Here is a 24,475-nt window from a genome sequence, read left to right on the forward strand (position 1 = left end):
AGTCCAAAAGAAAACAATTTCCTTATTTTGACTATTGAACTCAACATATTTTTCATCAAATACCTTGATAGACTTGACAAATGGTAGAAAATATTATCCACATAGAAGGTATGCTCTGGCAGAACCAGACCAACCTCCCGTAGCAAATCTGTCCTATAAATCAAGGAATGCATCATCATGTATTGACCCTTAGAAAAGGCACCTACATCCTCCCAGCCAAAAATCCGATTTTCTGGTAAAACATCCTGATAAGACATGGATTTTTTGCGAGTTTGTCCCTCTTTTTCGTAAACAAAGTTGGAAATAAAAGCATCAACAGGTGTACTTGCTTCTTCTAAGGCCTGTAGACTTTCCAAAATCTTCACATAGGCCCTGGTATCCACCCAGTCATCTGAATCAACTACCTTAAAATACTTACCCTTAGCCTCACGAATCCCTGTATTGACAGCTCCGCCATGGCCCTTATTGTCCTGAAAGATGGCATGTACGTTTGAAAATTGATTGGCAAGCTCCTCTGCGATTTCCTGAGTTCGGTCTGACGAACCATCGTTAATAATCAGAATTTCAACCTTATCACCACCCATCACAAGGGAATGAACACAGTAATGAAGGTAGGCCTCCGAATTATAACTCGGTATGGCAATACTTAGTAAGGTCATCTTTCTCTCCATTTGACACAATTTGTTACTATTTTATCATATTTTTAGGAAAGGTGCAGAGGATAATTATTTTTCAAGGCAAACTTATTCACAACCTGTGGATAAGTTGATTTCTAGAATGTTCTGTGGGTAACTTTTGTAACCTCCTAGCATCATATCTTCTTCAACAAAAATCCTTTAAATGTTCTTGCAAATCCCGAAGCATATTCTTACGACCATTAAAACTCTGACCACTAATGAGTTTTTCATAATTTTCCAATTGGTTCATAGACAAATTTTTCCGATAATCTCTCAAGGCACCTCTCAACATCACTAGCTCGTCATTAACCAAACCAGGTGATTGGATGAGATGTGATAGGTCGTGAATGTCTTCATGGGGCAAACGGTCAAACTTGCGCTTCTGACTTTCCTGTCTGCGAACTCGGTCCTTAACCCGGTTTCGGAATTTAACCTTGAAATAACAATACAGTTGAGCTCTTTCCTCAATCAACCAAGGTTGTTCCTCCAATAGTTCGAACAAAGTCATCATACCTTCCTGTTCCCAATCATCTCTGTCCCATAACTTGATGTAAAACTCTTTTCGAGCCTTGTTGACAATACCTTTTACGCTATCATACACCTTTTCAAATTCCATCATCCTATCTCCTTTGTTTGATGGTTTCAGTTTATCGAAAAGGGAGTTCTTTATACAGGACATTTTTGTCCAACTGACATTACTTAGATTATTCCATTATCTCCTTAGAAGCAACAAAAAGAGGAGCAAAGCCAGAAAGCAACATTTTAAGACAAAGCAAAAAGCCCACTCTTGTAGGCTTCTTACTATATAAAGTCTTATCTTAGAGCATTTTGTTATCTGACAATGTTTCAGCACCTACAAATAGGGGTAATTTTGACTGGAATTTATCTCTATTCTATCAAAAAATCAAACGCTTGGACAAGTACAGGAAACATAAAGGGTAACTAAAAAGGGAATTAAAAAAGATGAGTTCAGTAAGCAAGAATCAGCGTATCAATTCGATACGCTTTTTTTGATTGCTGATAAGTGTATTATACCATGTTTTTACTGTATCCTACTGTGTTTTACTGTATCTTGAGCTAACTTGAGATTATCTTGAGGTTATCTCGAGCAAACAAAAAAGGTAAAATTGGAGAATAGCCTATTTCCCGCGAAAAAATTTGTACAGTGACGGCGTGAAGGGCGGTAAGTAGGGTAGGTAGGGTTATCCGCCCCGTTCAAAAAAGTTGGGGCATTCCCGAATTTTAGCCCTGACCGTCTTTATACTGCAACAATTCCCCATTCTTGAATATACAAGCAAAGTCTAACAGTGCTGTTTGCAATGTTTCATAAAATGCTGACTTTCCCATGTAAAAACTTTCATAGAGTGCCAAACCTGTTTTCTGACGCTTGATATACTTTTCTGTCAGTATGTCACTGTATAACTTATCCAAGTTTGAAATATGGCGATACCAGCACCTAATACTTTTCTGCTCCAGTTTTAAGAGTTTCCGCTCTCCGTCTGAACACATATCACTATTTTTGTGATATAATTAAATAAATACTTAACTAAATCTCATACTTGCTTTTTGTGGTTTTAGTTGTTTGAGTGAAAAGCCTTGCTGATTTGGTCGTCCGCTATGGCTTTTTTGTTATCGTTTTTAATCTTCCATCAGTTCAGCGATCCTGTAAGTTTTGGCTAGTCCTACTTTAATATCTGCCATGGTGGTCATGCTTTGCAACTCAGCAAGTCGGTTCTTGATGTATACCATGTCAGAATTTAACTCAATAGCTGACTGGGTTGGTTGGTCTGATAAGTCTAGTAAAATCTGTGTAGCTTCTTGCAACTGTTCGCCCTGCTCCCAAAAATATAAGACTTTTATGTTCTTTCCCTGTCCATTCTGCAACTGTTCGGCTGTCAATTCCCACAATGTCCGTTTTGGTTTCCTGTGATGTGATTGGTGTCATTGGTTTGTTCTCCTTTTTGTAATTTAAGATAAAGCGGTTCAGTTTGTCCTTAGTAGCCTGTTGGGGCTTTCGCTCTCCTCGCCTGATAGCTTGAATAGTTTCCTCAGCCAATCCAACCATACGGGCAACCTGCGCCCCGCTCAGTCTGTAAGTGGTACAAAAATTATCTAAGTAACTGCTGTAGTTCCTTCTCATTACTTACCTGCTCCTTTCTTATTCCTCTGGCATTAGTAGTTCATCAATCGTCACGCCTAAATAGTTTGCGACTTTTTGAAGCGTTTCAATATCTGGTTTCTTGGTACGTTCGTAGTACAAAGCTGTTAAAGTGCTTTTTGAAATGCCTGTAGCTGCTGCAACGTGTGAAACTTTCTCACGGCGTTTGGCTAACAATACCCGCATATTGTTCTTCATGATCTTTTCTCCTTTCTGTTTTTGATAACCAACCTGAATAGATTGAAAGGTGTTGCGGTTGGTTTGCACCGTTATTCGGTGCTATGTTTGTATAATAGCACTTTATTTTTTCGCAGTCAACACTTTTTTTAAAAAATATTGTACATTTTTTCGGTGTCATGTTATAATTTGCGTGAAAGGTGTTGAAATTATGAATAGGTTGAAAATTTTACGAAAAGAAAAAGGCTTGTCCCAACAAGCTCTAGCGAAAGAAATTGGTGTTTCATACAGAACACTCCAAAATTGGGAAAATGGCGTCAATACTATCAAACCAGACAAAGCCCAGGCGCTCGCTGACCATTTTGGGGTGAGTGTAGGGTATCTGTTGGGGTATGAAGATAAAGAATACAGAAACGCCTTGGCTCATGGAACAGTCGAACCTGATAAAAAATACCAAACCATGACAACTAAAGATGAAGCTAACCTCATTGCAAATTACAGGCTTCTCAGTTTGGAGAACCAAAAACGGTTGCAAGATATGGCTGGCAATTTTGTAGAAAACCAAGTGTATAACAATCCAGTTGAAATGCTTGCTATTCTCGAAAGATATAAAATAACTTATGGAACAAATGAAGGCATTGATGCCTTGTACCAAAGCGTTCAACTGTTAATCGCTATCACAAACTCAAACAAAGGTGGTTAGGCTTCATTTTCGGCTTCCTAGTGGACTGTGTGGAGCTACATTCTTATGACTCAAAAACACCTACCCCAACGGGTCAGCGTGTGAAAACATACAAATTGATTGACATATAACCTATCATGGGGGTATAATCATAGTGTAAAGAATTGTTGTGAGGACAATTCTAGCACTAAATCAAAAAAGCCCCCAACGTTGCAGCGTTGAGGGTTTTTGTTTGCCCCTGTTTGGGGTTAGTCGTCGTTATCGTCTAATCAGAATACCGCTCACGTTGTCAAACGCTCCAAAATCGCCTGTATTCGCATTTTACTCTTGACTGGTACATTTACCCTACCAACTCAAAATAAACGAAAATAGGGCTATTCTCGTAAGCCTACGCACGATAAACACTAATATTCATAAATACTTAACTAAATCCCATACTTGCTTACTGATGTTAGAAAGGTATGATCATGAATATTACAGAATACAAAAAGAAAAACGGTACTATCGTGTACCGCTCAAACGTTTATCTTGGGGTAGACAAGTTGACCGGCAAGAAAGCACGGACAACCGTTACAGCTAGCACTAAAAAGGGGGTAAAAATCAAAGCTAGACAAGCTCAGTTAGAATTTGAGAAAAACGGTCATTGTGTCAAAGAGAAACCAACCATCACTACTTATAGGGAGCTTGTCGCTCTGTGGTGGGAAAGTTACAAGAATACCATCAAGCCAAACTCCCAGCAATCCATGGAAGGTATTGTTAGACTTCATATTTTGCCCGTATTTGGCGATTACAAGCTAGATAGGCTTTCTACTCCTATCATCCAGCAACAAGTCAATAAATGGGCTGACAACGCTAATAGAGGCGTCCAGGGTGCTTATGCCAATTACAGTTTTCTAAACAATATCAATCGCCGCATTCTTCAATATGGTGTGACGATGCAACTGCTGCAACATAACCCCGCCCGCGATGTTATTGTGCCACGGAAGCAGCAGAATAAAGAGCAAAAAGTCAAGTTCTTCAGCAATCAGGAATTGAAACAGTTTCTTGAGTACCTGGATAGCTTGGATCAGTCAAATTATGGCGATTTCTTTGACTACGTTCTTTACAAGACTTTACTGGCCACTGGTTGCCGTATCGGTGAGGCTCTGGCGTTAGAATGGTCTGATATTGACTTAGATAGCGGTACAATTAGCGTAACAAAAACGCTCAATCGATACCAAGAAACGAATACCCCAAAATCTAAATCAGGGCTGCGGGATATTGAAATAGACAAGGCCACTGTGTTATTGCTCAAACAATATAAAAAGCGTCAGCAGGCTCATGCTTGGACTCTGGGGCGGTCTGTGGATATTGTATTCACTCCATTCACTACCAAATACGCTTACGCTTGCCTACTCAGGAAAAGACTACAAAAGCATTTTAAGGCTGCTGGCGTGCCTGATATTAGTTTTCATGGATTCCGCCATACTCACGCCACTATTATGCTCTATGCTGGAATAGAGGCCAAAGACTTACAATATAGGCTTGGTCATTCAAACATTGCCATGACCTTAAATACTTACGTTCACGCCACTAGGGAAGGCGCAAAAAAAGCCGTCTCAATCTTTGAGGCAGCTATCAGCAATTTATAAAAAATAAGGGTGTCGCGTTTTGCGACTACCCTCTTACTATACAAAAAATATGATAGGGTAGTAAAAAGGGTAGTAAAATCAAAAAAGCACTCTAGGAAAGAGGCCTAAAGTGCTTAATTTCAAGGCTTTACAGCCTATCATATTCATTAAAATATTACAACATTTTGTTGTAGAATTCTACGACAAGAGCTTCGTTGATTTCTGGGTTGATTTCGTCGCGTTCTGGCAAGCGAGTCAATGAACCTTCAAGCTTTTCAGCATCGAATGATACGAAAGCTGGACGTCCAAGAGTTGCTTCAACAGCTTCAAGGATAGCTGGAACTTTGATTGACTTCTCACGAACTGAGATCACTTGACCAACTTCAACGCGGTATGAAGGGATATCAACGCGTTTGCCGTCAACAAGGATGTGACCGTGGTTTACGAATTGACGTGCTTGACGACGAGTAGTTGCCAAACCAAGACGGTAAACAACGTTGTCCAAACGACGCTCCAAAAGAAGCATGAAGTTGAAACCAAGAGTACCTTGTTTGATTTTAGTAGCTTGTACGAACAAGTTACGGAATTGTTTTTCACCCAAACCGTAAGAGAAACGCAATTTTTGTTTCTCAGCCAATTGCAAACCGTATTCTGACAATTTAGAACGGTTGTTTGGTCCGTGTTGACCTGGTACGTAGTTACGACGTGCCAATTCTTTACCTGTACCTGTCAATGACAAGCCAAGACGACGAGCTTGTTTCCAAGATGGTCCTGTATAACGTGACATGTGTTATGTCCTCCTAAAATAAAAATTTCCGTCATTTCGTTTCTCTTTTATTACGTCGTTAAGTCGGTTTGCCATACCTCAGTATAGCCTGCACCTCCTTGCCTAGTACTAAAAGGAAACAAAAAGACTTATTTGTAGGAAATAACGTTTTAAGCAAACCTGATTCGTGCAGGAGGCCTTCATCGAAACAGCAACGATTACTCTTCTTGCTGACCTTCTGTTGACGAGCTTCATTTTGCCCTGCTGTTATTTCACACAAAGCATAGTATAGCACAAAAAAAAGGCTCTGTAAAGCCTTTTTCATCGTTCTTATTGCATTTCTTCCAATAATTCGACCAATTTAGCCTTTTGAACCTGTCCTGCAAAAGAAACCTTGAGGGTTCCATCACTATTGATAAGGATATGTGTCGGAAAAGCAGCAATACCAAAATGTGTCATAGCCTGATCTTTGGTATCAAATAAGACTGGATAGGTCGCTCCTAACTCACTAGCCTTCTCCAAAATCTCATCCTTGCTCACATCCGAAGGATTGGTATTTCCAAACTCAGCATCCTCAGGTGATGTAATCGACAAAAAGACAAAATCTTCCTTATCCTTATACTCTTGATAGACCTCCTCCAATTCTGGGATTTCTCTCTGACAAGGACCACACCAGGTCGCCCAAACATTGATATAAATCTTTTTCCCCTTGTAATCCGCCAGATTGACATCATTTCCATCCTTATCCTTTAGGGAAAAATCTAGCGTGACAGGTTGATTTGCCTGTAAAGTCGACTCAGTAGAAGATGGACTGACCAATGGTAAAAGGGAACAGGCAGTCAAAACAAAGCAAGAAACAAGTAAGCAAACGACAATCGATACCAACTTTTTCATAAATAAATCCTTTCTATCCTACTGGAAAAAACGCACAAGATGCTGGAAGAAACCTGTTAAAATACTCAAGCCTATCAAGAGCAATAAATAGCCTGAAATACGCTTGGTCCAAGCCAAATAGTGCCGATTGTTCTTGAAGAAAGCCAACATTTTCTGAGAAAAGAAGGCAACCAAAATAAAGGGAAGAATAAAGCCAAGACAATAGACCAACAGCAAGATACTGCTCAACCAACCCTGCTGACTGCTAGCATAAATAAAAACAGATGCTAGAATAGGTCCAATACATGGAGTCCAAGAAAAACTAAAGGTAAAACCCATCAGGAAAGCTAGATATGGAGTGACCTGTTCCCCTGCTTGATACACCTTATTTTTAGCAGAAAATTCACGCTCTAACATAGGAATATTGAACCAACCCAACTGCAAAATTCCCATCAGAACAATCAATAAACCACTGATAATCTGCAAGACTTGAGCATTTGCTTGTAAGACCCTACTCAGCAAACTAGAGGCAAATCCCAATAAGAAGAAGGTCAGAGCAATCCCAACTACAAAACTTAGCGTATTGATGAGAACCTTCTTCTCTCCCTCTTTCCCTTCAGCTCCACCTGCCAACAAACCAATGTAGATAGGGAGAATGGGCAGAACACAAGGAGAAAGAAAGGACAAAAGCCCCTCCACAAACAGAGCCAGAACTGTAAACCATTGAAATTCCATATAAACTCCTTTCTATCTAGCTCAAAAGACAATATTGAAAACGTTTTATGTACTAATATTATAACACACCACTTTACCTTGGTCAATATATCGTTTGGTTAAACCATACAAAAAAGCCTGCAAATACAGGCTTCCATTCCTAGTCCAAGTAATGAATCAAAATCTTTTCTGTCAAAATATCTGAGTAAGTATAGGATTCTACAAAAGTATTGTTTGGATCTTCAAACTCTACGATAAAGAGGGACTGATAGACCTCAATAATTCTCCCTTGTTTATTCTTCTCACGTTTACGACCATTTTCAAGGGTCAATTCCACAATCTGACCCTCATGGTCTTTAATATCCTGCTTGATCTGCTTCATTTTAGCAACATCTGTAAATGCATCACTCATTCTCTATCCATCCTCTCTCTTGGAAATACTTGCAAATTTATTATATTCTTTTTGGAACATAAGCTCCACGGTACCACGCGCACCGGAACGGTTTTTCTCGATAATCACTTCAACCGTGTTATTTGGAATAGCTCCTTCTTCCTGCTCGCCACGTTCATAATAATCATCACGATACAAGAAGGCAACGATATCCGCATCCTGCTCGATAGATCCAGATTCACGAATATCGGACAAGACAGGACGCTTGTCCTGTCGCTGTTCAACTCCACGGGACAGCTGACTGAGGGCAATAACAGGAACTTTTAATTCCTTGGCCAAAATCTTCAACTGACGGGAAATTTCCGAAACCTCTTGTTGCCGGTTTTCCCGACCTGTTCCAGTAATCAACTGAAGATAGTCAATCAAAATCAAACCAAGGTTCCCAGTTTCCTGAGCCAACTTCCGTGACCGCGAACGGATTTCCGTAATCTTGATACCTGGTGTATCATCAATGTAAATGCTAGCCCGTGCCAAATTAGCCTGAGCCACCATATACTTATTCCACTCTTCCTGCGTCAAATGACCCGTACGAATGGAACGCGAATTGATAACTCCCTCAGAAGCCAACATACGGTCCACCAAGCTCTCCGCACCCATCTCCAAAGAAAAGATGGCGACGGTCAAACCTAATTTTGTACCAATATTCTGAGCAATATTGAGAGCAAAGGCCGTCTTACCAACCGCAGGACGAGCCGCAAGAATAATCAACTCCTCCTCATGCAGACCCGTTGTCATGGCATCAAGGGCAGGATAGCCAGTCGCAATCCCTGTAATATCCGACGTCTGCTTAGCACGGGTTTCAAGGTTATCAAAGTTGATATTTAAGACATCATCAATCCGCTTGAAACCACTTCGACTGGCACCTTCACTGACATCAATTAGGGCTTTTTCAGCATTGGCGATAATATCATCTGAACCATCCGCACCCTCATAAGCCTGATTAACTGCATCCGTCAAACGAGCAATCAGCTTACGAAGGTTGGATTTTTCCGCGACAATCTTGGCATAGAATTCCGCATTGGCCGCCGTCGGTACGGAACTAATGATTTCAGCCAAGTAAGCCAGACCACCGATATTCTCCAAATCACCATGATTGACCAGGTAGTTGCGCATGGTGGTCGCATCAATAGCCTCATTCTTATCAGAAAGGGCAATCATGGCCTTGAAAATCAGCTTATGGGCATGCTTGAAAAAATCCTCTGCCTCGATATATTCACGAACAAAGACCAACTTGCCTTCATCAAGGAAAATAGCTCCCAAGACCGACTGTTCAGCCAGAATATCCTGCGGTTGCACCCGCAATTCATCTAAGTCTGCCAAGATTTCACCTCCTTACTGATAATAATAACTCTTCTAAGCTTCTTTAATACTCAAATTGATAACACCTGTCACATCTTGATAGATTTTGACAGGAACATCAATCAAACCAAGGGCACGAATTGGGTGGTCCAATTGGATATGACGTTTGTCAATTTTAATACCAAATTGTTTTTCCAATTCTTCAGCAATTTTCTTGCTGGTAATGGATCCAAATGTACGACCATCTGGACCAACTTTTTCAACAAATTTCACCAAAGTAGCCTCTTCTGCCAACTTTGCCTTGATAGCCTCTGCTTCAGCAACCATTTCCGCATGAGCCTTAGCTTTAGACTTTTCTTGACCACGAAGAGCGCTGATTGCTTGTGTTGTAGCTTCCTTAGCCAAATTTTTCTTAATCAAGAAGTTTTGGGCATAACCTGTTGGAACTTCCTTGATTTCACCTTTTTTTCCCTGACCTTTTACATCTGCCAAAAAGATAACTTTCATTTGCTTCACCTAACTTTCTTTTATTTCCTCATAAATTTTAATGATGAGGTTTTCCTTAACTTGTTCAAGGGTTTGGTCATAGACCTGGGCTGCAGCCAGATTAAAGTGACCTCCGCCCCCCATTTCTTCCATAATTCGTTGGACATTGACCTTGCTGTGACTTCTAGCGGAAATGGCTATGTAACCTTTGGTATTTTTGGTAACTACAAAGACTGCCTCAATGCCAGCCATATCCAATATGGTATTGGCTGCCTTACTTGGAATGATTGTGTCATACTCTAACTCCTCATCACCGCAGGCAATCACGATATGCGGCTCCAGCTTCTCACCACGCAAAATCAACTCATTGATTTGACGATAGGCATCGAAGTCTGTCGCTGAAATCTGCTGAATTTCAAGACTATCACTACCCCGTGTACGCAAATAGCTAGCCACATCGAAAGTCCGACTGGTTACCCGAGAAGTGAAATTCTTAGTATCCAGCATAATCCCAGCCATCAACAAACTGGATTGCAAACGATTGAGCTTATGGCGTTTATCGTTTTGGAATTGTACCAACTCCGTCACCAATTCGCTGGCTGAGCTAGCTCCACTTTCGATATATGTCAATACAGCATTGCTTGGAAAATCTGTATCCCTACGATGATGATCCACAATCACAACCTGACTGAATTGTTCATAGAGATCCTTGTCCAAGGTCAAACCAATCTTCGAATGGTCAACCATGATGAGCAAGGACTGAAAAGTGACCAATTTCTTAGCTTCTTCAATGGTAATCAGATTAGAACAGTTTTCATCACGCAACTTTTGAATAGCCCGAACAATATCTGGCGCCATCTCATCAGGATTATAAACCGTATAAGCATTGTTCATGATATTCTGGGCAAAGTATTGCATCCCAACTGCCGAACCCAAAGCATCCATATCCAAATTCCGATGTCCGACAACAAACACAGCATCCACCGATTTGAGCTTATCAGAAACGGCTGTCATCATAGCACGCGTTCGAGTACGAGTACGCTTGACTGACGAAGCTGATCTACCTCCAAAGAAAAGGGGCTGCTTGCTCTCGTCATTTTCCTTGACAACGACCTGATCGCCTCCACGAACCTCGGCCATGTTGAGATTTTGAAGAGCTACTTGTCCAATCTGGTAATGATTACCATCACCAAAGGCAAGACCCATACTTAGCGTTAAGCCCAACTCCAATTTTTTGGCTTCTTCACGGAATTTATCAATAACGGAAAACTTATTCTCAATCAACATCTCCAAGACAGCATAGTCTGTGAAAAAGTAGAAACGATCCATGGTTCCACGGCGGTAGTAAATACCATAGTCGTGGCAGAAATCAGAAACAAACTGAGCCAAAAATGAATTGACCTGACTAATCTGTGAATCAGATACTGTGTCCTCGAGTTCATCATAATTATCAACAGAAATAATTCCGATAACCGGTCGACTACCAATTAGACTATTTGTCGCTGAATACTCTGATGAAGCATCAAAGAAGTAAAACAAACCATGGTCGAAATCAACGTTAACCAGGTATCTTTTCCCAGAAAAATTAGCATAGACACGATCCTCATCCAGACCCACATCAATAATTTCACGCAGTTTCTTCTGGTCAAACTCCCCATTTTCCTGAGCAAAAATAAGCTCTGCAAAGGGATTAAACCACTCCACTTGATTGCTATCGGGACGGACCTTAATCACTCCGACCGGCATCTTATCCAAAAGCATCATCAAACCAGAATTGGCCTGATTATTGAGATATTCTATTTGTTCTAACTCACTAAATTCATAGGATTGTTTTTGATAGATAAATAAGGCAACCAACACACTTAAGCTCACGAACAGAGCCAAAATAGTAAAGGCACTTGTTGGAGAAAATTGATGAATCAAAGCCACCAAACCAAACAAGATAACGCCTATCATGACAAAATGAATTGTCGAAAATCGAAATTTTTTCATCACTAACCTCTGCCTGCCATTTTACCACAAATCACTAGAAATTGCTAGTTTTCGCTAGCATGCAGAAGAAAAGAACAGCCTTAGTGACTGTCCTTTGATCTGTTTTTAGAAATGGAACGACTGCGTCCTTCCAAGTAGACCATGAGAATAGAGATATCTGCTGGATTGACACCGGAAATCCGACTAGCCTGGCCAATGGTTTCTGGTGAAATTAGCTTGAATTTCTGACGAGCCTCGGTCGCAATGGAATCAATATCATCCCAATCAATGTCGGCTGGAATACGTTTTTCTTCCATGCGTTTCATCTTCTCTACTTGGTCCAAGGCCTTGGCAATATAACCTTCATACTTGACCTCAGTTTCAATCAATTCAATGGTCTTGGCGTCCAAATCCTCTGCCGCAGGACCGATAAAGGCTACCGCATCTGCGTAAGTCACATCTGGACGACGCATGAATTCCTTGGCGGTAAGGGCATCCGTCAGAGGCTTAAAGCCCATGGCAACAACCTTTTCGTTGGTTTCCTTGATTGGCTTGAGTTTGATAGACTCCAAGCGCTTCATTTCATTGTCAAATTGGTTTTTGTGAATCTGGAAGACCTGCCAGCGTTCATCATCCACCAAGCCGACCTGACGACCGATTTCCGTCAGTCGCATATCGGCATTGTCATGACGCAAAATCAAGCGGTATTCTGCCCGACTGGTCAAGAGGCGGTAAGGCTCCACCGTTCCCTTGGTTACCAGGTCATCAATCATAACACCAATGTAGCCGTCGCTTCGTTTCAAAATCAGCTCAGGCTTGCCCTGCACCTTGAGGGCTGCATTGATACCAGCGACAATTCCCTGACCAGCTGCTTCTTCATAGCCTGATGTTCCGTTGGTCTGACCTGCTGTAAAGAGCCCAGAAATCTTCTTGGTTTCAAGCGTCGCCCGCAACTGGTGAGGCATAACCATATCGTACTCAATTGCATAACCCGTCCGCATCATTTGAGCATTTTCCAAGCCTTTAATAGAGTGAATCAAGTCCTGTTGCACATCTTCTGGCAGACTGGTTGACAGCCCTTGAACATAGATTTCATCGGTATTGCGACCTTCTGGCTCTAGGAAAAGCTGATGGCGTTCCTTATCGGCAAAACGAACAATCTTGTCCTCAATAGACGGACAATAACGGGGACCAATCCCCTTGACAATGCCTGAAAACATAGGTGCCCTGTGAAGATTGCTATTGATAATCTCATGGCTGGTCGCATTGGTATAGGTCAACCAGCAAGGAATTTGATCCTGCAAATAGTCCTCATCCTTGGACAAGAATGAAAAATGATTTGGCTTTTCATCGCCTGGTTGAATCTCGGTTTCTTCGTAGTTAATGGTACGAGCATTGACACGCGGTGGCGTTCCTGTTTTGAAACGACCGATTTCAAGGCCAAGTTCTTTCAGATTATCCGCCAACGTGATAGAAGCCAGACTATTGTTAGGCCCTGACGAATACTTGAGGTCACCGATGATAATCTCTCCACGCAGGGCAGTACCCGTCGTCACTACGACCGCCTTGGCTGAGAATTTCTGATTGGTAGCCGTGCGGACACCGATAACCTTGCCATCTTCCACCAAAATCTCATCAATCATGGTTTGACGCAGGGTCAGATTTTCCTGACGCTCCACCGTCCGCTTCATCTCTGCTGCATACTCTGCCTTATCTGCCTGAGCCCGCAAGGCACGAACAGCTGGCCCCTTGCCCATATTAAGCATTTTCATCTGGATATAGGTCTTGTCAATGTTGCGGCCCATTTCGCCACCCAAGGCATCAATTTCTCTTACCACAATTCCCTTGGCAGAGCCACCAATGGAGGGATTACAAGGCATAAAGGCCACCATATCCAAGTTAATAGTTGCAAGCAGGGTCTTACAGCCCATCCGACTGGCTGCCAATCCCGCTTCTACACCCGCATGCCCCGCTCCAATCACGATGACATCATAGTTTTCTGCAAATGTGTGTGTCATTTTTATTTCTCCTTTATGTTCATGATGTGTTTGACTTGCCCACTCCAGTTTGGTAATTCCTCTGCCAGAAAAGCTGGAACGACATCTAAGTTGACAAGGTTGTCAACTTCAATCCATTCACAAGGTTGCTTCAACTTCCCTTCAATCATCTCCTTTGGCATTTCTCCAATAGGCTCGACGATAAAATGAAATTCGATATTGTGAAAGTATATACCTTCATGTGTAAATTGATTTTCGACAACAAAAGCCAATTGGTTGACACGACTGTCAATCTCTAATTCTTCTTTGACTTCCCGAACAACCGCATCTGCTGCTACCTCATTGACCTCAATCGCACCGCCAATGGTATAATAACGCCCCTTATAATCTTTAGTCAGGAAAATCTTCCCCTCCTTTATAATCAATGCAGTGGCACGAACACCGAAGATTTGATTGTCAATTCTGGTCCTAAAATCCATTATTCCTTCTCTTTTCTAAAATTTCATCAAGATATGGAACTAAGTTTTTCTTGTTTTCATCGCTAGGGGCTAACCATAGAAAATCTGTATGCTCTTCTGGGTCAAGAAAAATAGTTTTCGGTTGTTCAGGAAGTGTCACTTCATAGACTAGCCTCGTAAATACCGTCTGTTTCTCTTCATCAAACTGACTATCTTCATGGATAATGGTCAGATTTTCCTTTTCTATCGAAATACCTGTTTCTTCATAACATTCTCGAACAGCAGCATCACGGGGTAACTCATTCTCCTCGACACGACCGCCTGGAATGTCCCAATATCGAGGAAAAACATTGGGTTTGCCACGCTTAATCTGCGAACGTTGAATAATCAAGTGGCTGTCTGCAACAGTCAGCAAGACATGGGCAATCAATTTAACAGACATGGTTTTCTCCGCTACTTTAGTTGTCTTTGTTCATAAAATGCTTTAGTTGTCCGTCCCATTTGGCTAGCTCGGTCTTAAGAAAGGCTGGATTGAGATCCAGTTTCTCTAAGTCCGTAAAAGTAATCCATTCACACTGACGAATAGAATTCCCTTCTTCCAGATTGGTAGCTGGATTAGACAGTGGGGTAACTATATAGAGAAATTCAATCTGATGATAGGATTTCTCCTGCAAACTAAACTGATTTTCAACGATGAAAGCCAGCGGTCCAACCTCCACATCAATTCCGATTTCTTCTTGCATTTCCCGCAGGACAGCCTCTTCGGTTGTTTCACCAAGCTGAATAGCACCACCCAAGGTATAGTAGTTCCCCTCCGGTGCTTTTACAAGAAACAGTTTCTCATCTTTTACTAACAATCCCGTCGCACGAACACCAAAGGACTGATTACCTACCACTGTACGAAAATCCATCTTCTCTCCCCAATCGCAAAAAATAGCCAAAACTCTCGAAAATTGCAGGACAAAAAAGCCTACAATTCCCATGAGCTTTGACCATCATGATGATTGTTACTCTTATTTTAGCAAAAGATTTGTAGAATTTCAAATCTAGTGTTACGCTAACGTTTCAATATATTCTAAGCCCCAAGCCTCAACAACATCCAGCACCGACCGAAATTTTTCACCCATTTCAGTCAAGCTATACTCTACACGAGGGGGGACTTCTGCATAGACCGTGCGACTAATAATGCGATCCTCCTCCAATTGTCTAAGGTGCCTTGTTAACATGGTTTGAGTAATACCTGGAATCAGTCGCTGTAATTCATTGAAGCGTTTCGTTCCTGTACTGAGTTGGTAGATAATCACCAATCCCCACTTACCAGTCAAGACTTTTTGCGTTGTTGCAAAAGGACAAATACCATATTCACTAACTTTTTTCAAAAAAATTCTCCTTTATTTATCACAATAGTATCACTTTTGATACCAACAAATGCAAAAGTACCTACTTGTATAATTGAATACTTCCACTATAATTGTACTATATCAAAAAAATTGGAGGACATCAAATGTCAACAAACTTGGAAATTTTTAATGCCTATAACAATGCTCTCATCGCTGGTGATTTTGCAGCTCTTTTTGAAACTATGGCAGATGACATTATCTGGCATCAACCCGGAAATCATTCAACATCTGGTGCTAAAATTGGTAAGGAAGTACTCGGAGCACATCTAGCAACTTTCGCCGAAAAAACAAATGGAACTTTCAAAGTAGTGACAAACTGGGTGTCAGATAATGATACTCTTGTTGCCGCTAACGTAACATTCCTCGGTACTCGCACAGACGGTGAAGAACTAAACATGAATGGTATCGATCTTTTCCGTATGGAAGAGGGCAAAATCAAGGAAGTTTGGCTCTTCTCAGCCGACCAAACCGCCGAAGATGCTTTCTGGGGATAAGATAAAAAGCTCAGCACGAGGGTGCTAAGCTCAGACTGAAGACAAAGTCGTTAGAATTGTATTTCTAACGGCTTTTTCATATGTAAAGTAGTATAATAGAGATAGGAATACTAGTTAATATGGAGAGGGAGAATCGCTAAAATATCCCAATGCTGCGGAAATACGTTCGATTCTCCACGCTTAATTTGCGAACGCTGAATGATCAAGTAACTGTCTGCAACAGCCAGTAAAACATGGGCAATCAGTTTGACAGGCATGGTTCCTCCTAATCTCACAAAAAATAGCCAAAACTCTCGAAAATTGTAGGACAAAAAAGCCTACAATTCCCATGAGCTTTGACCATCATGATAACGCGACCAGTTAGCCTAACATAATCTCCTTATTAACTTCAATTTAATTTAAATTTTTCAGTTTGTTGATTTATTGTATTTAATATGGTCAGCATTTCTTCACTATTAAATTCTTGAGATGCTTCATTAACATAATCATCAAGTCCATCACGATAATATAAAATATCTCGAACAATATTTTTAGTTTCGATTTCACCCAAAGATTTTCCGAACATCGGTTCAACATTTTTAAAAAAATACCTATAGTATGAAATTATAGATATTATCGTAGTGATGGTGATAATTAAAGAAGTTATTGTAATAATACTATCTATATTTACATCATCTCTTGAAATAATAGCAAAAAATGGAGATAAGACTGCTACTGTATTTACCTGTATTATTCCAGAAAGAACAAATTGTCTTTTTTTGTGAAAGTCATCGTCATTACTATTGATTTCACAGAGTAAATCTTCCAATCGTAGGTAAACATCTCCTGGATAAACGCATTGCGAAATATTTCGTTTAATTTTGTACAGATGTCTTTTGTACTCTAATTTACTATATTTACTATCTTGAATATTCCACAAAGGATCTAGGGTAAATCTTTTTATAATGTATATAATTACCAATAGAAATACGATAGGAATAACATTCTTCCAGCCATCAAAAAATGGGAGTTGTCGTGAAGTATTTGTAATAGAACCATAAACAAACTTTTGAAATTGAGCCACAATAACTAGGAATGGAATTATAGCTATAAAAGATAAAATAAAATAAGACTTAGAATGTTTATCAAACTTTTCTTGCTGAAATTCTTTATTAATTATTTCAAATACTTCATTATAAAACTTACTAGCTAAATTATTATAAACTTTATACTTTTCCTCTACTGACATAAAAGCAAAATCCTTTCATTCTAAATATACTGACAAGCCTCTCCGTCTTTATAGGCCATGTCGATCATACCTCCGCCCAAGCATTCTTGTCCGTCGTAGAAAACTACGGCTTGTCCTGGTGTGATGGCCCGTTGTGGTTCGTCAAAGATGACTTCTGCCTTGTCACCTTTCACCTTGACAGTTACTTGACTGTCTGGTTGACGGTAGCGAAACTTAGCTGTACACTCAAGTGTGAATTCTTCAGGCATATCCCGTGTAAAGTGGACTTGACTAGCTTGTAAAGAAGTTGACATCAAGGACTCATGATAGAAGCCCTGGCCGACATAGAGGATATTTTTCGATAGGTCTTTTCCGACCACAAACCAAGGCTCATTGTCCCCACCGATTTGTCCTCCGATACCAAGCCCGCCCCGCTGGCCGATCGTATAGTACATAAGGCCGGTATGCTCTCCCATATCACGACCGTCAACCGTCATCATCCGACCGGGCTGGGCTGGCAAATACTGCCCCAAAAATTCTTTGAAGTTCTTTTCACCGATAAAGCAGATGCCTGTCGAGTCTTTCTTTTTAGCGGTCGCCAAGCCTGCTCGCTCTGCTATTTCCCTCACCTGAGGCTTTTGTAAATGGCCGAGCGGAAACATGGTTTTCTGTAGCTGTTCCTGTGAAAGTTGGCTGAGGAAGTAGGTCTGGTCCTTGCCATTGTCTGCTCCACGTAGCATGTGGACGGTGCCGTCCTCGTCGCGTGACACCTGAGCATAATGCCCCGTCGCCACATAGTCCGCACCCAAGTTCATAGCGTAATCCAAGAAGGCCTTGAACTTGATTTCCTTGTTACACATGACATCTGGATTCGGCGTGCGGCCAGCCCGATACTCTGCTAGGAAGTACTCAAATACGCGGTCCCAGTACTCTTTTTCAAAGTTGACAGAGTAGTAAGGAATGCCGATTTGGTCTGCCACCGCAGCCACATCCTTGTAATCTTCTGTTGCTGTACAGAAGCCATTTTCATCCGTGTCATCCCAGTTTTTCATGAAGATGCCGATCACATCGTAGCCCTGCTCCTTGAGCAAGAGAGCCGTAACCGATGAATCTACACCGCCACTCATACCGACAACAACACGGGTTTTAGAATTGTCAATTGACATAATCTTCTCCCATCTTTTCGTAGAAATAACGATTTGAAGGTCGTATTTCAAATTTTTTCCAAAAAACGATTTGAAGGTCGATTTTGAACAACTTGTATTATACCACACAAAAGGGAGGAGCAACAGGAATTTGACATAAAAACCCATTCATTTAGGCATATTCTCTGACTAGAAAATTTGGTATAATAAGGGTAAGAAATAATACGAGGAAAATTATGAGCAACTTAAAATTTCAATCGGTCTTTGATATTATCGGGCCTGTTATGATTGGTCCTTCCTCTAGCCATACGGCTGGAGCGGTCCGCATTGGGAAAATTGTGTCTTCCATCTTTGGTGATGAACCAACCGAGGTCGAATTTCAACTCTACAATTCTTTTGCCAAAACCTATCGTGGACACGGTACGGATGTGGCCTTGGTAGCAGGTATTTTAGGCATGGATACAGACGACCCACGCATTCCTGACTCTCTTGATATTGCAAGAGAACGAGGTATTAAGGTTTACTGGCGTGTCAACAAGGACAGCAATACCCCCCATCCCAATACTACCCGAATCATCATTAAAAATGACAAAAAGTCCATCTCAGCAACGGGCGTTTCCATTGGTGGAGGCAATATTCAAGTAACGGAGCTCAACGGCTTTTCTGTCAACTTGAATATGAATACTCCGACAATTATCATCGTTCACCAAGACGTTCCAGGTATGATTGCCAAGGTAACTGACATCTTATCAAAATACAATATCAACATTGCCCAAATGAACGTGACACGTGAAAAAGCTGGCGAGAAAGCCATTATGATTATCGAAGTGGATGCTCGCCAATGTGAAAATTCTATTGCAGAAATTGAAAAAATTCCACATCTGCACAATGTCACCTTCTTCAACTAGAAAGAGAAAGACATGTTTTATACTATCGAAGAATTAGTTCAGCAAGCAGACAACTTTTCTGGTAATGTAGCTGAACTCATGATCGCGACTGAAATTGAATTGACAGGACGTAGCCGAGAAGAAATCTTGACAATCATGTCAAGAAACTTGACAGTCATGAAAGCGTCGATTGTTGACGGCTTGACAGAAAGCAAGTCTGTTTCTGGATTGACAGGAGGCGATGCTGCCAAGTTAGATGCCTATATGAAATCTGGTAAAACCCTGTCAGATTCCGCCGTCCTATCCGCAGCAAGAAATGCTATGGCTGTCAACGAGTTGAACGCCAAAATGGGCTTGGTCTGTGCCACTCCGACAGCAGGATCAGCTGGTTGCTTGCCTGCCGTTCTTGGTGTTGCTATTGACAAGTTAAACTTGACGGAAGAGCAACAACTTGACTTCCTCTTTACAGCTGGAGCCTTCGGTCTAGTCATTGCCAACAATGCCTCCATCTCTGGAGCAGAAGGAGGCTGTCAGGCAGAAGTCGGCTCTGCCTCTGCTATGTCAGCTGCTGCCTTGACACTGGCTGCTGGAGGAAGTCCCTACCAGGCTAGCCAAGCTATCTGCTTTGTCATTAAAAATATGTTGGGACTGATTTGTGACCCAGTCGCAGGTCTGGTAGAAGTCCCATGTGTCAAACGAAATGCAATGGGAGCAAGCTATGCCATGGTAGCTGCTGATATGGCACTGGCAGGAATTGAATCAAAAATTCCTGTAGATGAGGTTATCAATGCCATGTACCAAGTGGGCTCTGCCCTACCAACCGCCTTCCGTGAAACTGCCGAAGGAGGCCTGGCTGCCACACCAACTGGTCGCCGACTGGCACAAGAAATCTTTGGCGGAAATTGACAAGATTGTAAACGAAAAGAGGCTGGGCAAAAGCTCAGCCTCGCTTCTCAGGGTTCGTGTCAACATCTCAGCGCAGTGGTTGATTGGCAGATTTGTTCGTGTTTTACACTCCAAATCTGACCTATACGACTGATGCGAACAGAGTTCGCTTCATCTCCAACCTCAAACTGTCTCCCAGACAGTTTGAGCTGTGCGGGGGCGGGAGTGAAACAGTCTGGGGATAGACTGTTTCAGCTCAACAACTTAAAACGAAAAATTGTTGACGAACTCTTCTATGAATGGTCGAGTTCTTTCCCGCTCCCTTTTCTTATTGTTTGGTGAAAGTGAGTTTATCTAGAGTTGTATCATTGGCATCAATTTCTGTCAAGGTTAGAGTAGTACCATTCAGGGCATATGTATCTGCTTCCCCGTCAATATAGGCAAGTTTTTTATCTAAGTCAAAAATCACTTGTTCAATATCCTGGTACCCATCATTGTCAACTTCTGTCAATGTAGCTTGATTTCCTTTTACAGTCAATGTATAAGTATCATTGCCAGATGTAGCTGTATAAGTGCCATCTAATTCAGAAGTGTCAACCAACTTTACACCGTAACTTGACGCAAGTTGACTTGCTGAAGCTGCATTTGTTACAGCTGTCGCAGCCTTTGTTGTAGCTGTTGATGAACTTACTGTAGATGATGAGCTTGCGGTTGCTACTACTTGCTGGTTATCGTCATCATAATCAACTATTCCAACCTGTTGCTCAATTCGGTTTTCCAAAGCCTCAAGTTTGTTTTCATACACCTCTGCAGCGACAAAGCCAATCGTAGTAAGTGCCAAGGCACCAACTGATAATAAGATAATCGATTTCTTGCTCATGCCTGCAACCTTATTTTTCACAGATTCCCATGCACCTGTTTTTTTATTTTCTACCACTTGGATAATTTCTTGTTGTTGATGTTTGTTTTCCATTTTGTATTCCTCTGATTAAGTCTGTTTCTCAGCTCCTGCTGATAAGTCTATTATAGAGAACAATCTTGAACACTTTAGGGAAACATTATAAACAAATCTTAAACACTTTTAAATTAAGCGTTAAGTCGGTAGCCTGCTCCCCATACCGTTTCAATTAAATCGGCTCCCAGTTTATCTCGCAGGCGATTGATATGGACGGCCACTGTGGCACTATCTCCTACATAATCATAACCCCAAATGGTTTCAAACAGATGGTCTTTCGAGAAAACACGATTGGGGTGTTTTGCCAGGTAAACAAGCAGTTCAAATTCACGATTGGGTAGTTTTATTTCCTGACCATCCAAGGTTACCTTCCAATTGTCCAAGAATATGGTCACATTGCCGACAGTCAGTTCATTACTACTATCATCCTTTGTCAATCTTTGATAACGAGCTAAATGAGCCTTAACACGCGCCACCAGTTCCATAGGATCAAAGGGTTTACTGATGTAGTCATCTGCTCCCAAGCCCAAACCTCTCACCACATCCATGGTTTCTTGCTTAGACGTGACCATCAAAATAGGGAAGTCCACCTTATCTCGTAAATCACGGCAAAGGTCGTAACCTGTTTTATTTGGAAGCATGACATCTAAGATGAGCAAATCATAGTCTTCTTTTTTTATTTGTTCCTCAACTAGACCACCATCATGGACCAGGTCTACTTGGTAGCCCTGCATTTCCAGATAATCTCTTTCCAAATAAGCGATTTCTACATCATCTTCCGCAATTAAAATCCGTGTCATTTCATATCCTTTCTAGGTAGTCTGAAGATAAATCGAAGCCCTGGAGTTGCCTCAACAGATACACTTCCTCCAAGTCTCTCAATAATATTTTTTACAATAGCTAAACCTAAACCATGCCCTTCTACCTGCTGGCGAGTGTCATCTTCCCTGTAAAATTCTTCAAAAATCAAGTTCAGCTTATCCGTTGCAGTCCCTTTTCCATTATCTGTAAAGGTCCAGATAATTTCTTGCTCTTGGACATAACCTGCAATAGCTAGTTTCAATGGACTAACATCTGCGTATTTTCGGGCATTATCAACCAGATTGTCCAAAATCCGACGGAATTGGGTAGGATCAATCTCAACCGGCAGGTTTTCATCTACATCCAGTTGGAACAGAATAGCCTCATCTGCCAACTCGGCTGATTTCTCTCTGACATAGGTCTGCAAAAAGATTGCCAAATCAAGTTGCACACTATCAAACGGCATTTTATCTGTTTGTAATTGTGAAAAGGCAAATAATTTTTCCAGTAATTTCTCCATTACCTGAGATTTTTGGTAAATAACCGTTAGATACTGATTGCGTTTTTCTTCCGTATTAGCAATGCCATCCAAAATCCCCTTGGCATAGCCTTTGATTGAAGTTAAGGGAGTCCGCAAATCGTGTGAAATATCCGCAACCATCTGGGTTCGTTTTTGCTCATACAGTCGATTTTGCTCATGGGCATCCAACAAGGAAGTCTGCATTTGATTGAACCCTTGAGTCAATTCTTCAAATTCCTTATCCCCCTGATAGGTCAAAGGCACTGTATAATCTCCCTGCTGGATACGGTCTACGCCGCTGTGCAATTCATCCAAAGGCCGCATAACCACACCTAAGAGACGGCGAGTAAAGAAGAAATTAAGCACCACTATGATGACAATACCTGCCCCACCAACCAAGAAAAGTTGCAGAAGGAAGGCTTGAAAATCTTGGCTCTCCTGTTGTTCTTCCATATCCTCTAGCAGGGCATAAAGGTAATAAATCTGACCATCTGTTGCGACCTTGCGACTAAGCACTATCTCTCCGTCCACATAGGAAGTGTGAGTCGTAGCAGAAACGGTCACTTCTGACAACTCATCTGCATCATCTTTCAGATTTGAAAATAATACCTCGCCATTACTCTCTACATGAAGTTGAGCATCGCTCAGAGCCAGATTATCAGCTAATTGGGGAAAATCTGTCCCCGAAAAACTTTCCAACGTTTGCTGGCTACTAGCTGTCTTCTGACTAGTTGTTTTCCAAGTGCCCTGGCTACGGTAAATACTATTCACCACATAGACACTGACGCCCAGCATGGCTATCAATGACAGGACCAGCATCATCATGTTCAAGCGAAATATTCGTTTCTGTAAATTCATTCTTCTTCTCTTTTAGTCAATTTTTCCACATTATAAGCAAATTAACAGCATTTGTAAAGTTTAGAAACTTATATAACTAAAAAAGCCTAGCAAAACTAGACTTTCATAAATTTCTTAATACCAGCCATTTGCCAACCAGAAGGCTTTGGCTGCTGACCATGAACCGTAGCGCTCTGCTACATAGGCATCAGCCACACGCTCTTGGTTTTCTGGTGAATAATCACCGTTCAAGTATGTATTAGTCAACTGATAACGACCGATGTAGATACCATTTTGTGCATCGTAGCTACCGCTTGATTCCTTCATAGCAATCCATTCTTTTGCCGCTGCATCTTCTGCACTCAAGTTTGAAGTATATGAACTCGTGGTAGTGGTTGTCGCTTCACTTGTTGTTGTAACTGTTTCAGCTGCTGGAGCTTGCTCCGCTGGTTTTTCTTCTGTAGCAGTAGAAACTGTTTCACCAACTTCAATAGCCTGTCCAACATGGATTAGATTTGGATTGGAAATTTTATTTTGTTCTGCCAATTTCTCTACACTTGTATTGTATTTTGAAGCGATTGCCGACAAAGTATCGCCTGATTGTACAGTATAGGTTTCCGCGCTAACAACACCAGCAGTCAATAAGGTTGCCCCTGCTACCAAGCCAGCGATTGTTGTTTTCAAGTTTTTCTTCAATGTAATATTCATAATAGTCACATTCCTTTCTCTCATGTATCTATCATACCCTCTGACTATTACTCTCACTTTGTAAATCTATTACAAATATTACAATGACATTGTGTTTACACTATAAAAGGTCTATTTTCGGGATTTTTGGACCCTTTTTATCAACATCATTTACAACATACTTTACAGAAATCCCTATCTTTTTGACAGTAGCTGTAAAAAAATAAAAAGGCCACAGTGGACCTTTTTGGCTCTATAATTTCTGTAGTGGGTAAATCCACCGTGGAGATTATGGAGCCTTTTTGAGTGTAGAAAAAAAGTCCCATATGACCTATAAT

At 41.2% G+C, this 24,475-nt stretch carries 28 protein-coding genes and 1 pseudogene; 5 read left to right on the forward strand and 24 right to left on the reverse strand.

All coding sequences use genetic code 11. The features are described from left to right. The 5 genes from RFK25_RS08630 to RFK25_RS08650 all read right to left on the reverse strand — a co-directional run. Positions 1 to 659 (reverse strand): glycosyltransferase family 2 protein (locus tag RFK25_RS08630; protein WP_332412989.1); only part of this gene is annotated, 659 nt, incomplete at its 3' end. A 163-nt stretch (positions 660 to 822) separates the two neighbouring features. Then, positions 823 to 1,293 carry a sigma-70 family RNA polymerase sigma factor gene (locus tag RFK25_RS08635; RefSeq protein ID WP_332413024.1) on the reverse strand — a complete coding sequence of 157 codons (471 nt, stop codon included), beginning with the start codon at positions 1,291 to 1,293 and terminating at the stop codon, positions 823 to 825. Between the two features lie 626 nt (positions 1,294 to 1,919). Beyond that, complete coding sequence (locus RFK25_RS08640) at positions 1,920 to 2,108, reverse strand: hypothetical protein (RefSeq protein WP_332412990.1); 189 nt, start codon at positions 2,106 to 2,108, stop codon at positions 1,920 to 1,922. A gap of 207 nt (positions 2,109 to 2,315) precedes the next feature. After that, positions 2,316 to 2,585, reverse strand: a complete 270-nt coding sequence (locus RFK25_RS08645; RefSeq protein ID WP_332412991.1) for a hypothetical protein — start codon at positions 2,583 to 2,585, stop codon at positions 2,316 to 2,318. 250 nt (positions 2,586 to 2,835) lie between these two features. Then, positions 2,836 to 3,033: a helix-turn-helix domain-containing protein gene (locus RFK25_RS08650; RefSeq protein ID WP_332412992.1), complete on the reverse strand. Its 198-nt coding sequence runs from the start codon at positions 3,031 to 3,033 to the stop codon at positions 2,836 to 2,838. Between the two features lie 190 nt (positions 3,034 to 3,223). On the opposite strand from RFK25_RS08650, the gene RFK25_RS08655 reads away from it, so the two are divergent. Next, positions 3,224 to 3,715, forward strand: coding sequence for a helix-turn-helix domain-containing protein (locus tag RFK25_RS08655; RefSeq protein WP_332413026.1), 492 nt, complete (start codon positions 3,224 to 3,226; stop codon positions 3,713 to 3,715). 446 nt (positions 3,716 to 4,161) lie between these two features. Next, positions 4,162 to 5,325 (forward strand): tyrosine-type recombinase/integrase, encoded by a 1,164-nt coding sequence (locus tag RFK25_RS08660; protein WP_332412993.1) that lies wholly within the window; start codon positions 4,162 to 4,164, stop codon positions 5,323 to 5,325. Positions 5,326 to 5,479: 154 nt separating this feature from the next. On the opposite strand, the gene rpsD is transcribed toward RFK25_RS08660, so the two are convergent. The 12 genes from rpsD to RFK25_RS08720 all read right to left on the reverse strand — a co-directional run bounded on the left by rpsD (position 5,480) and on the right by RFK25_RS08720 (position 15,698). Next, on the reverse strand, positions 5,480 to 6,091 hold the full coding sequence (gene rpsD, locus RFK25_RS08665) for a 30S ribosomal protein S4 (RefSeq protein ID WP_002938227.1): 612 nt from the start codon (positions 6,089 to 6,091) through the stop codon (positions 5,480 to 5,482). 309 nt (positions 6,092 to 6,400) lie between these two features. Next, positions 6,401 to 6,964 (reverse strand): TlpA family protein disulfide reductase, encoded by a 564-nt coding sequence (locus RFK25_RS08670; protein ID WP_332412995.1) that lies wholly within the window; start codon positions 6,962 to 6,964, stop codon positions 6,401 to 6,403. 18 nt (positions 6,965 to 6,982) lie between these two features. Beyond that, the gene (locus tag RFK25_RS08675) at positions 6,983 to 7,678 is read right to left on the reverse strand and encodes a cytochrome c biogenesis CcdA family protein (RefSeq protein WP_332412997.1); all 696 of its coding nucleotides are present in this window, start codon (positions 7,676 to 7,678) and stop codon (positions 6,983 to 6,985) included. A 139-nt stretch (positions 7,679 to 7,817) separates the two neighbouring features. After that, entirely contained in the window at positions 7,818 to 8,069 is a 252-nt protein-coding gene (locus RFK25_RS08680; RefSeq protein WP_044689963.1) for a Veg family protein, read from the reverse strand. Between the two features lie 3 nt (positions 8,070 to 8,072). Continuing rightward, positions 8,073 to 9,428 (reverse strand): replicative DNA helicase, encoded by a 1,356-nt coding sequence (gene dnaB / locus RFK25_RS08685; protein ID WP_105118840.1) that lies wholly within the window; start codon positions 9,426 to 9,428, stop codon positions 8,073 to 8,075. A gap of 33 nt (positions 9,429 to 9,461) precedes the next feature. Then, complete coding sequence (gene rplI / locus RFK25_RS08690; RefSeq protein ID WP_044754897.1) at positions 9,462 to 9,914, reverse strand: 50S ribosomal protein L9; 453 nt, start codon at positions 9,912 to 9,914, stop codon at positions 9,462 to 9,464. Positions 9,915 to 9,923: 9 nt separating this feature from the next. Beyond that, on the reverse strand, positions 9,924 to 11,885 hold the full coding sequence (locus tag RFK25_RS08695; protein ID WP_332412999.1) for a DHH family phosphoesterase: 1,962 nt from the start codon (positions 11,883 to 11,885) through the stop codon (positions 9,924 to 9,926). A gap of 80 nt (positions 11,886 to 11,965) precedes the next feature. Further along, positions 11,966 to 13,882 (reverse strand): tRNA uridine-5-carboxymethylaminomethyl(34) synthesis enzyme MnmG, encoded by a 1,917-nt coding sequence (gene mnmG / locus RFK25_RS08700; protein WP_332413000.1) that lies wholly within the window; start codon positions 13,880 to 13,882, stop codon positions 11,966 to 11,968. Between the two features lie 2 nt (positions 13,883 to 13,884). Next, positions 13,885 to 14,340 (reverse strand): NUDIX hydrolase, encoded by a 456-nt coding sequence (locus RFK25_RS08705; RefSeq protein WP_332413001.1) that lies wholly within the window; start codon positions 14,338 to 14,340, stop codon positions 13,885 to 13,887. Beyond that, complete coding sequence (locus RFK25_RS08710; RefSeq protein ID WP_332413002.1) at positions 14,330 to 14,761, reverse strand: NUDIX hydrolase; 432 nt, start codon at positions 14,759 to 14,761, stop codon at positions 14,330 to 14,332. Before RFK25_RS08710 ends, RFK25_RS08705 begins: the two co-directional genes overlap by 11 nt. Positions 14,762 to 14,777: 16 nt before the next feature. After that, entirely contained in the window at positions 14,778 to 15,230 is a 453-nt protein-coding gene (locus RFK25_RS08715) for an NUDIX hydrolase (protein WP_332413004.1), read from the reverse strand. A gap of 141 nt (positions 15,231 to 15,371) precedes the next feature. Continuing rightward, positions 15,372 to 15,698, reverse strand: a complete 327-nt coding sequence (locus RFK25_RS08720) for a winged helix-turn-helix transcriptional regulator (RefSeq protein ID WP_029176230.1) — start codon at positions 15,696 to 15,698, stop codon at positions 15,372 to 15,374. A 125-nt stretch (positions 15,699 to 15,823) separates the two neighbouring features. On the opposite strand from RFK25_RS08720, the gene RFK25_RS08725 reads away from it, so the two are divergent. Further along, the gene (locus RFK25_RS08725; protein ID WP_332413008.1) at positions 15,824 to 16,213 is read left to right on the forward strand and encodes a nuclear transport factor 2 family protein; all 390 of its coding nucleotides are present in this window, start codon (positions 15,824 to 15,826) and stop codon (positions 16,211 to 16,213) included. Positions 16,214 to 16,353: 140 nt separating this feature from the next. On the opposite strand, the pseudogene RFK25_RS08730 reads toward RFK25_RS08725, so the two are convergent. The 3 genes and pseudogenes from RFK25_RS08730 to mnmA form a co-directional block, all read right to left on the reverse strand. Further along, positions 16,354 to 16,470, reverse strand: a pseudogene (locus RFK25_RS08730) (NUDIX hydrolase); the annotation flags it as partial. 131 nt (positions 16,471 to 16,601) lie between these two features. Continuing rightward, positions 16,602 to 17,441 (reverse strand): hypothetical protein, encoded by an 840-nt coding sequence (locus RFK25_RS08735; RefSeq protein ID WP_332413010.1) that lies wholly within the window; start codon positions 17,439 to 17,441, stop codon positions 16,602 to 16,604. A gap of 20 nt (positions 17,442 to 17,461) precedes the next feature. Next, positions 17,462 to 18,586 carry a tRNA 2-thiouridine(34) synthase MnmA gene (gene mnmA, locus RFK25_RS08740; RefSeq protein ID WP_015647569.1) on the reverse strand — a complete coding sequence of 375 codons (1,125 nt, stop codon included), beginning with the start codon at positions 18,584 to 18,586 and terminating at the stop codon, positions 17,462 to 17,464. 215 nt (positions 18,587 to 18,801) lie between these two features. Here mnmA and sdaAB point away from each other — a divergent pair, with 215 nt between their 5' ends. Together sdaAB and sdaAA are read left to right on the forward strand one after the other, a co-directional pair. Continuing rightward, positions 18,802 to 19,473, forward strand: a complete 672-nt coding sequence (gene sdaAB / locus RFK25_RS08745) for an L-serine ammonia-lyase, iron-sulfur-dependent subunit beta (RefSeq protein WP_332413012.1) — start codon at positions 18,802 to 18,804, stop codon at positions 19,471 to 19,473. A 12-nt stretch (positions 19,474 to 19,485) separates the two neighbouring features. Next, positions 19,486 to 20,358, forward strand: a complete 873-nt coding sequence (gene sdaAA / locus RFK25_RS08750) for an L-serine ammonia-lyase, iron-sulfur-dependent, subunit alpha (RefSeq protein ID WP_332413014.1) — start codon at positions 19,486 to 19,488, stop codon at positions 20,356 to 20,358. Between the two features lie 307 nt (positions 20,359 to 20,665). Here the strand turns inward: sdaAA and RFK25_RS08755 are convergent, their stop codons facing one another. The 4 genes from RFK25_RS08755 to RFK25_RS08770 all read right to left on the reverse strand — a co-directional run bounded on the left by RFK25_RS08755 (position 20,666) and on the right by RFK25_RS08770 (position 24,158). Continuing rightward, the gene (locus tag RFK25_RS08755; protein WP_332413016.1) at positions 20,666 to 21,310 is read right to left on the reverse strand and encodes a hypothetical protein; all 645 of its coding nucleotides are present in this window, start codon (positions 21,308 to 21,310) and stop codon (positions 20,666 to 20,668) included. A 113-nt stretch (positions 21,311 to 21,423) separates the two neighbouring features. After that, a complete protein-coding gene (locus RFK25_RS08760; protein ID WP_105109286.1) occupies positions 21,424 to 22,092 on the reverse strand; it encodes a response regulator transcription factor in 669 nt (222 codons plus the stop codon). Next, positions 22,089 to 23,471 (reverse strand): HAMP domain-containing sensor histidine kinase, encoded by a 1,383-nt coding sequence (locus RFK25_RS08765; protein ID WP_332413020.1) that lies wholly within the window; start codon positions 23,469 to 23,471, stop codon positions 22,089 to 22,091. The genes RFK25_RS08760 and RFK25_RS08765 overlap by 4 nt, the downstream gene beginning before the upstream one ends. A gap of 114 nt (positions 23,472 to 23,585) precedes the next feature. Next, on the reverse strand, positions 23,586 to 24,158 hold the full coding sequence (locus tag RFK25_RS08770) for a LysM peptidoglycan-binding domain-containing protein (protein WP_332413022.1): 573 nt from the start codon (positions 24,156 to 24,158) through the stop codon (positions 23,586 to 23,588). Positions 24,159 to 24,475: the final 317 nt, after the last annotated feature.

Origin of the sequence: Streptococcus sp. SS-4456 (assembly GCF_036680365.1) — a bacterium.
Classification (GTDB): Bacteria; Bacillota; Bacilli; order Lactobacillales; family Streptococcaceae; genus Streptococcus.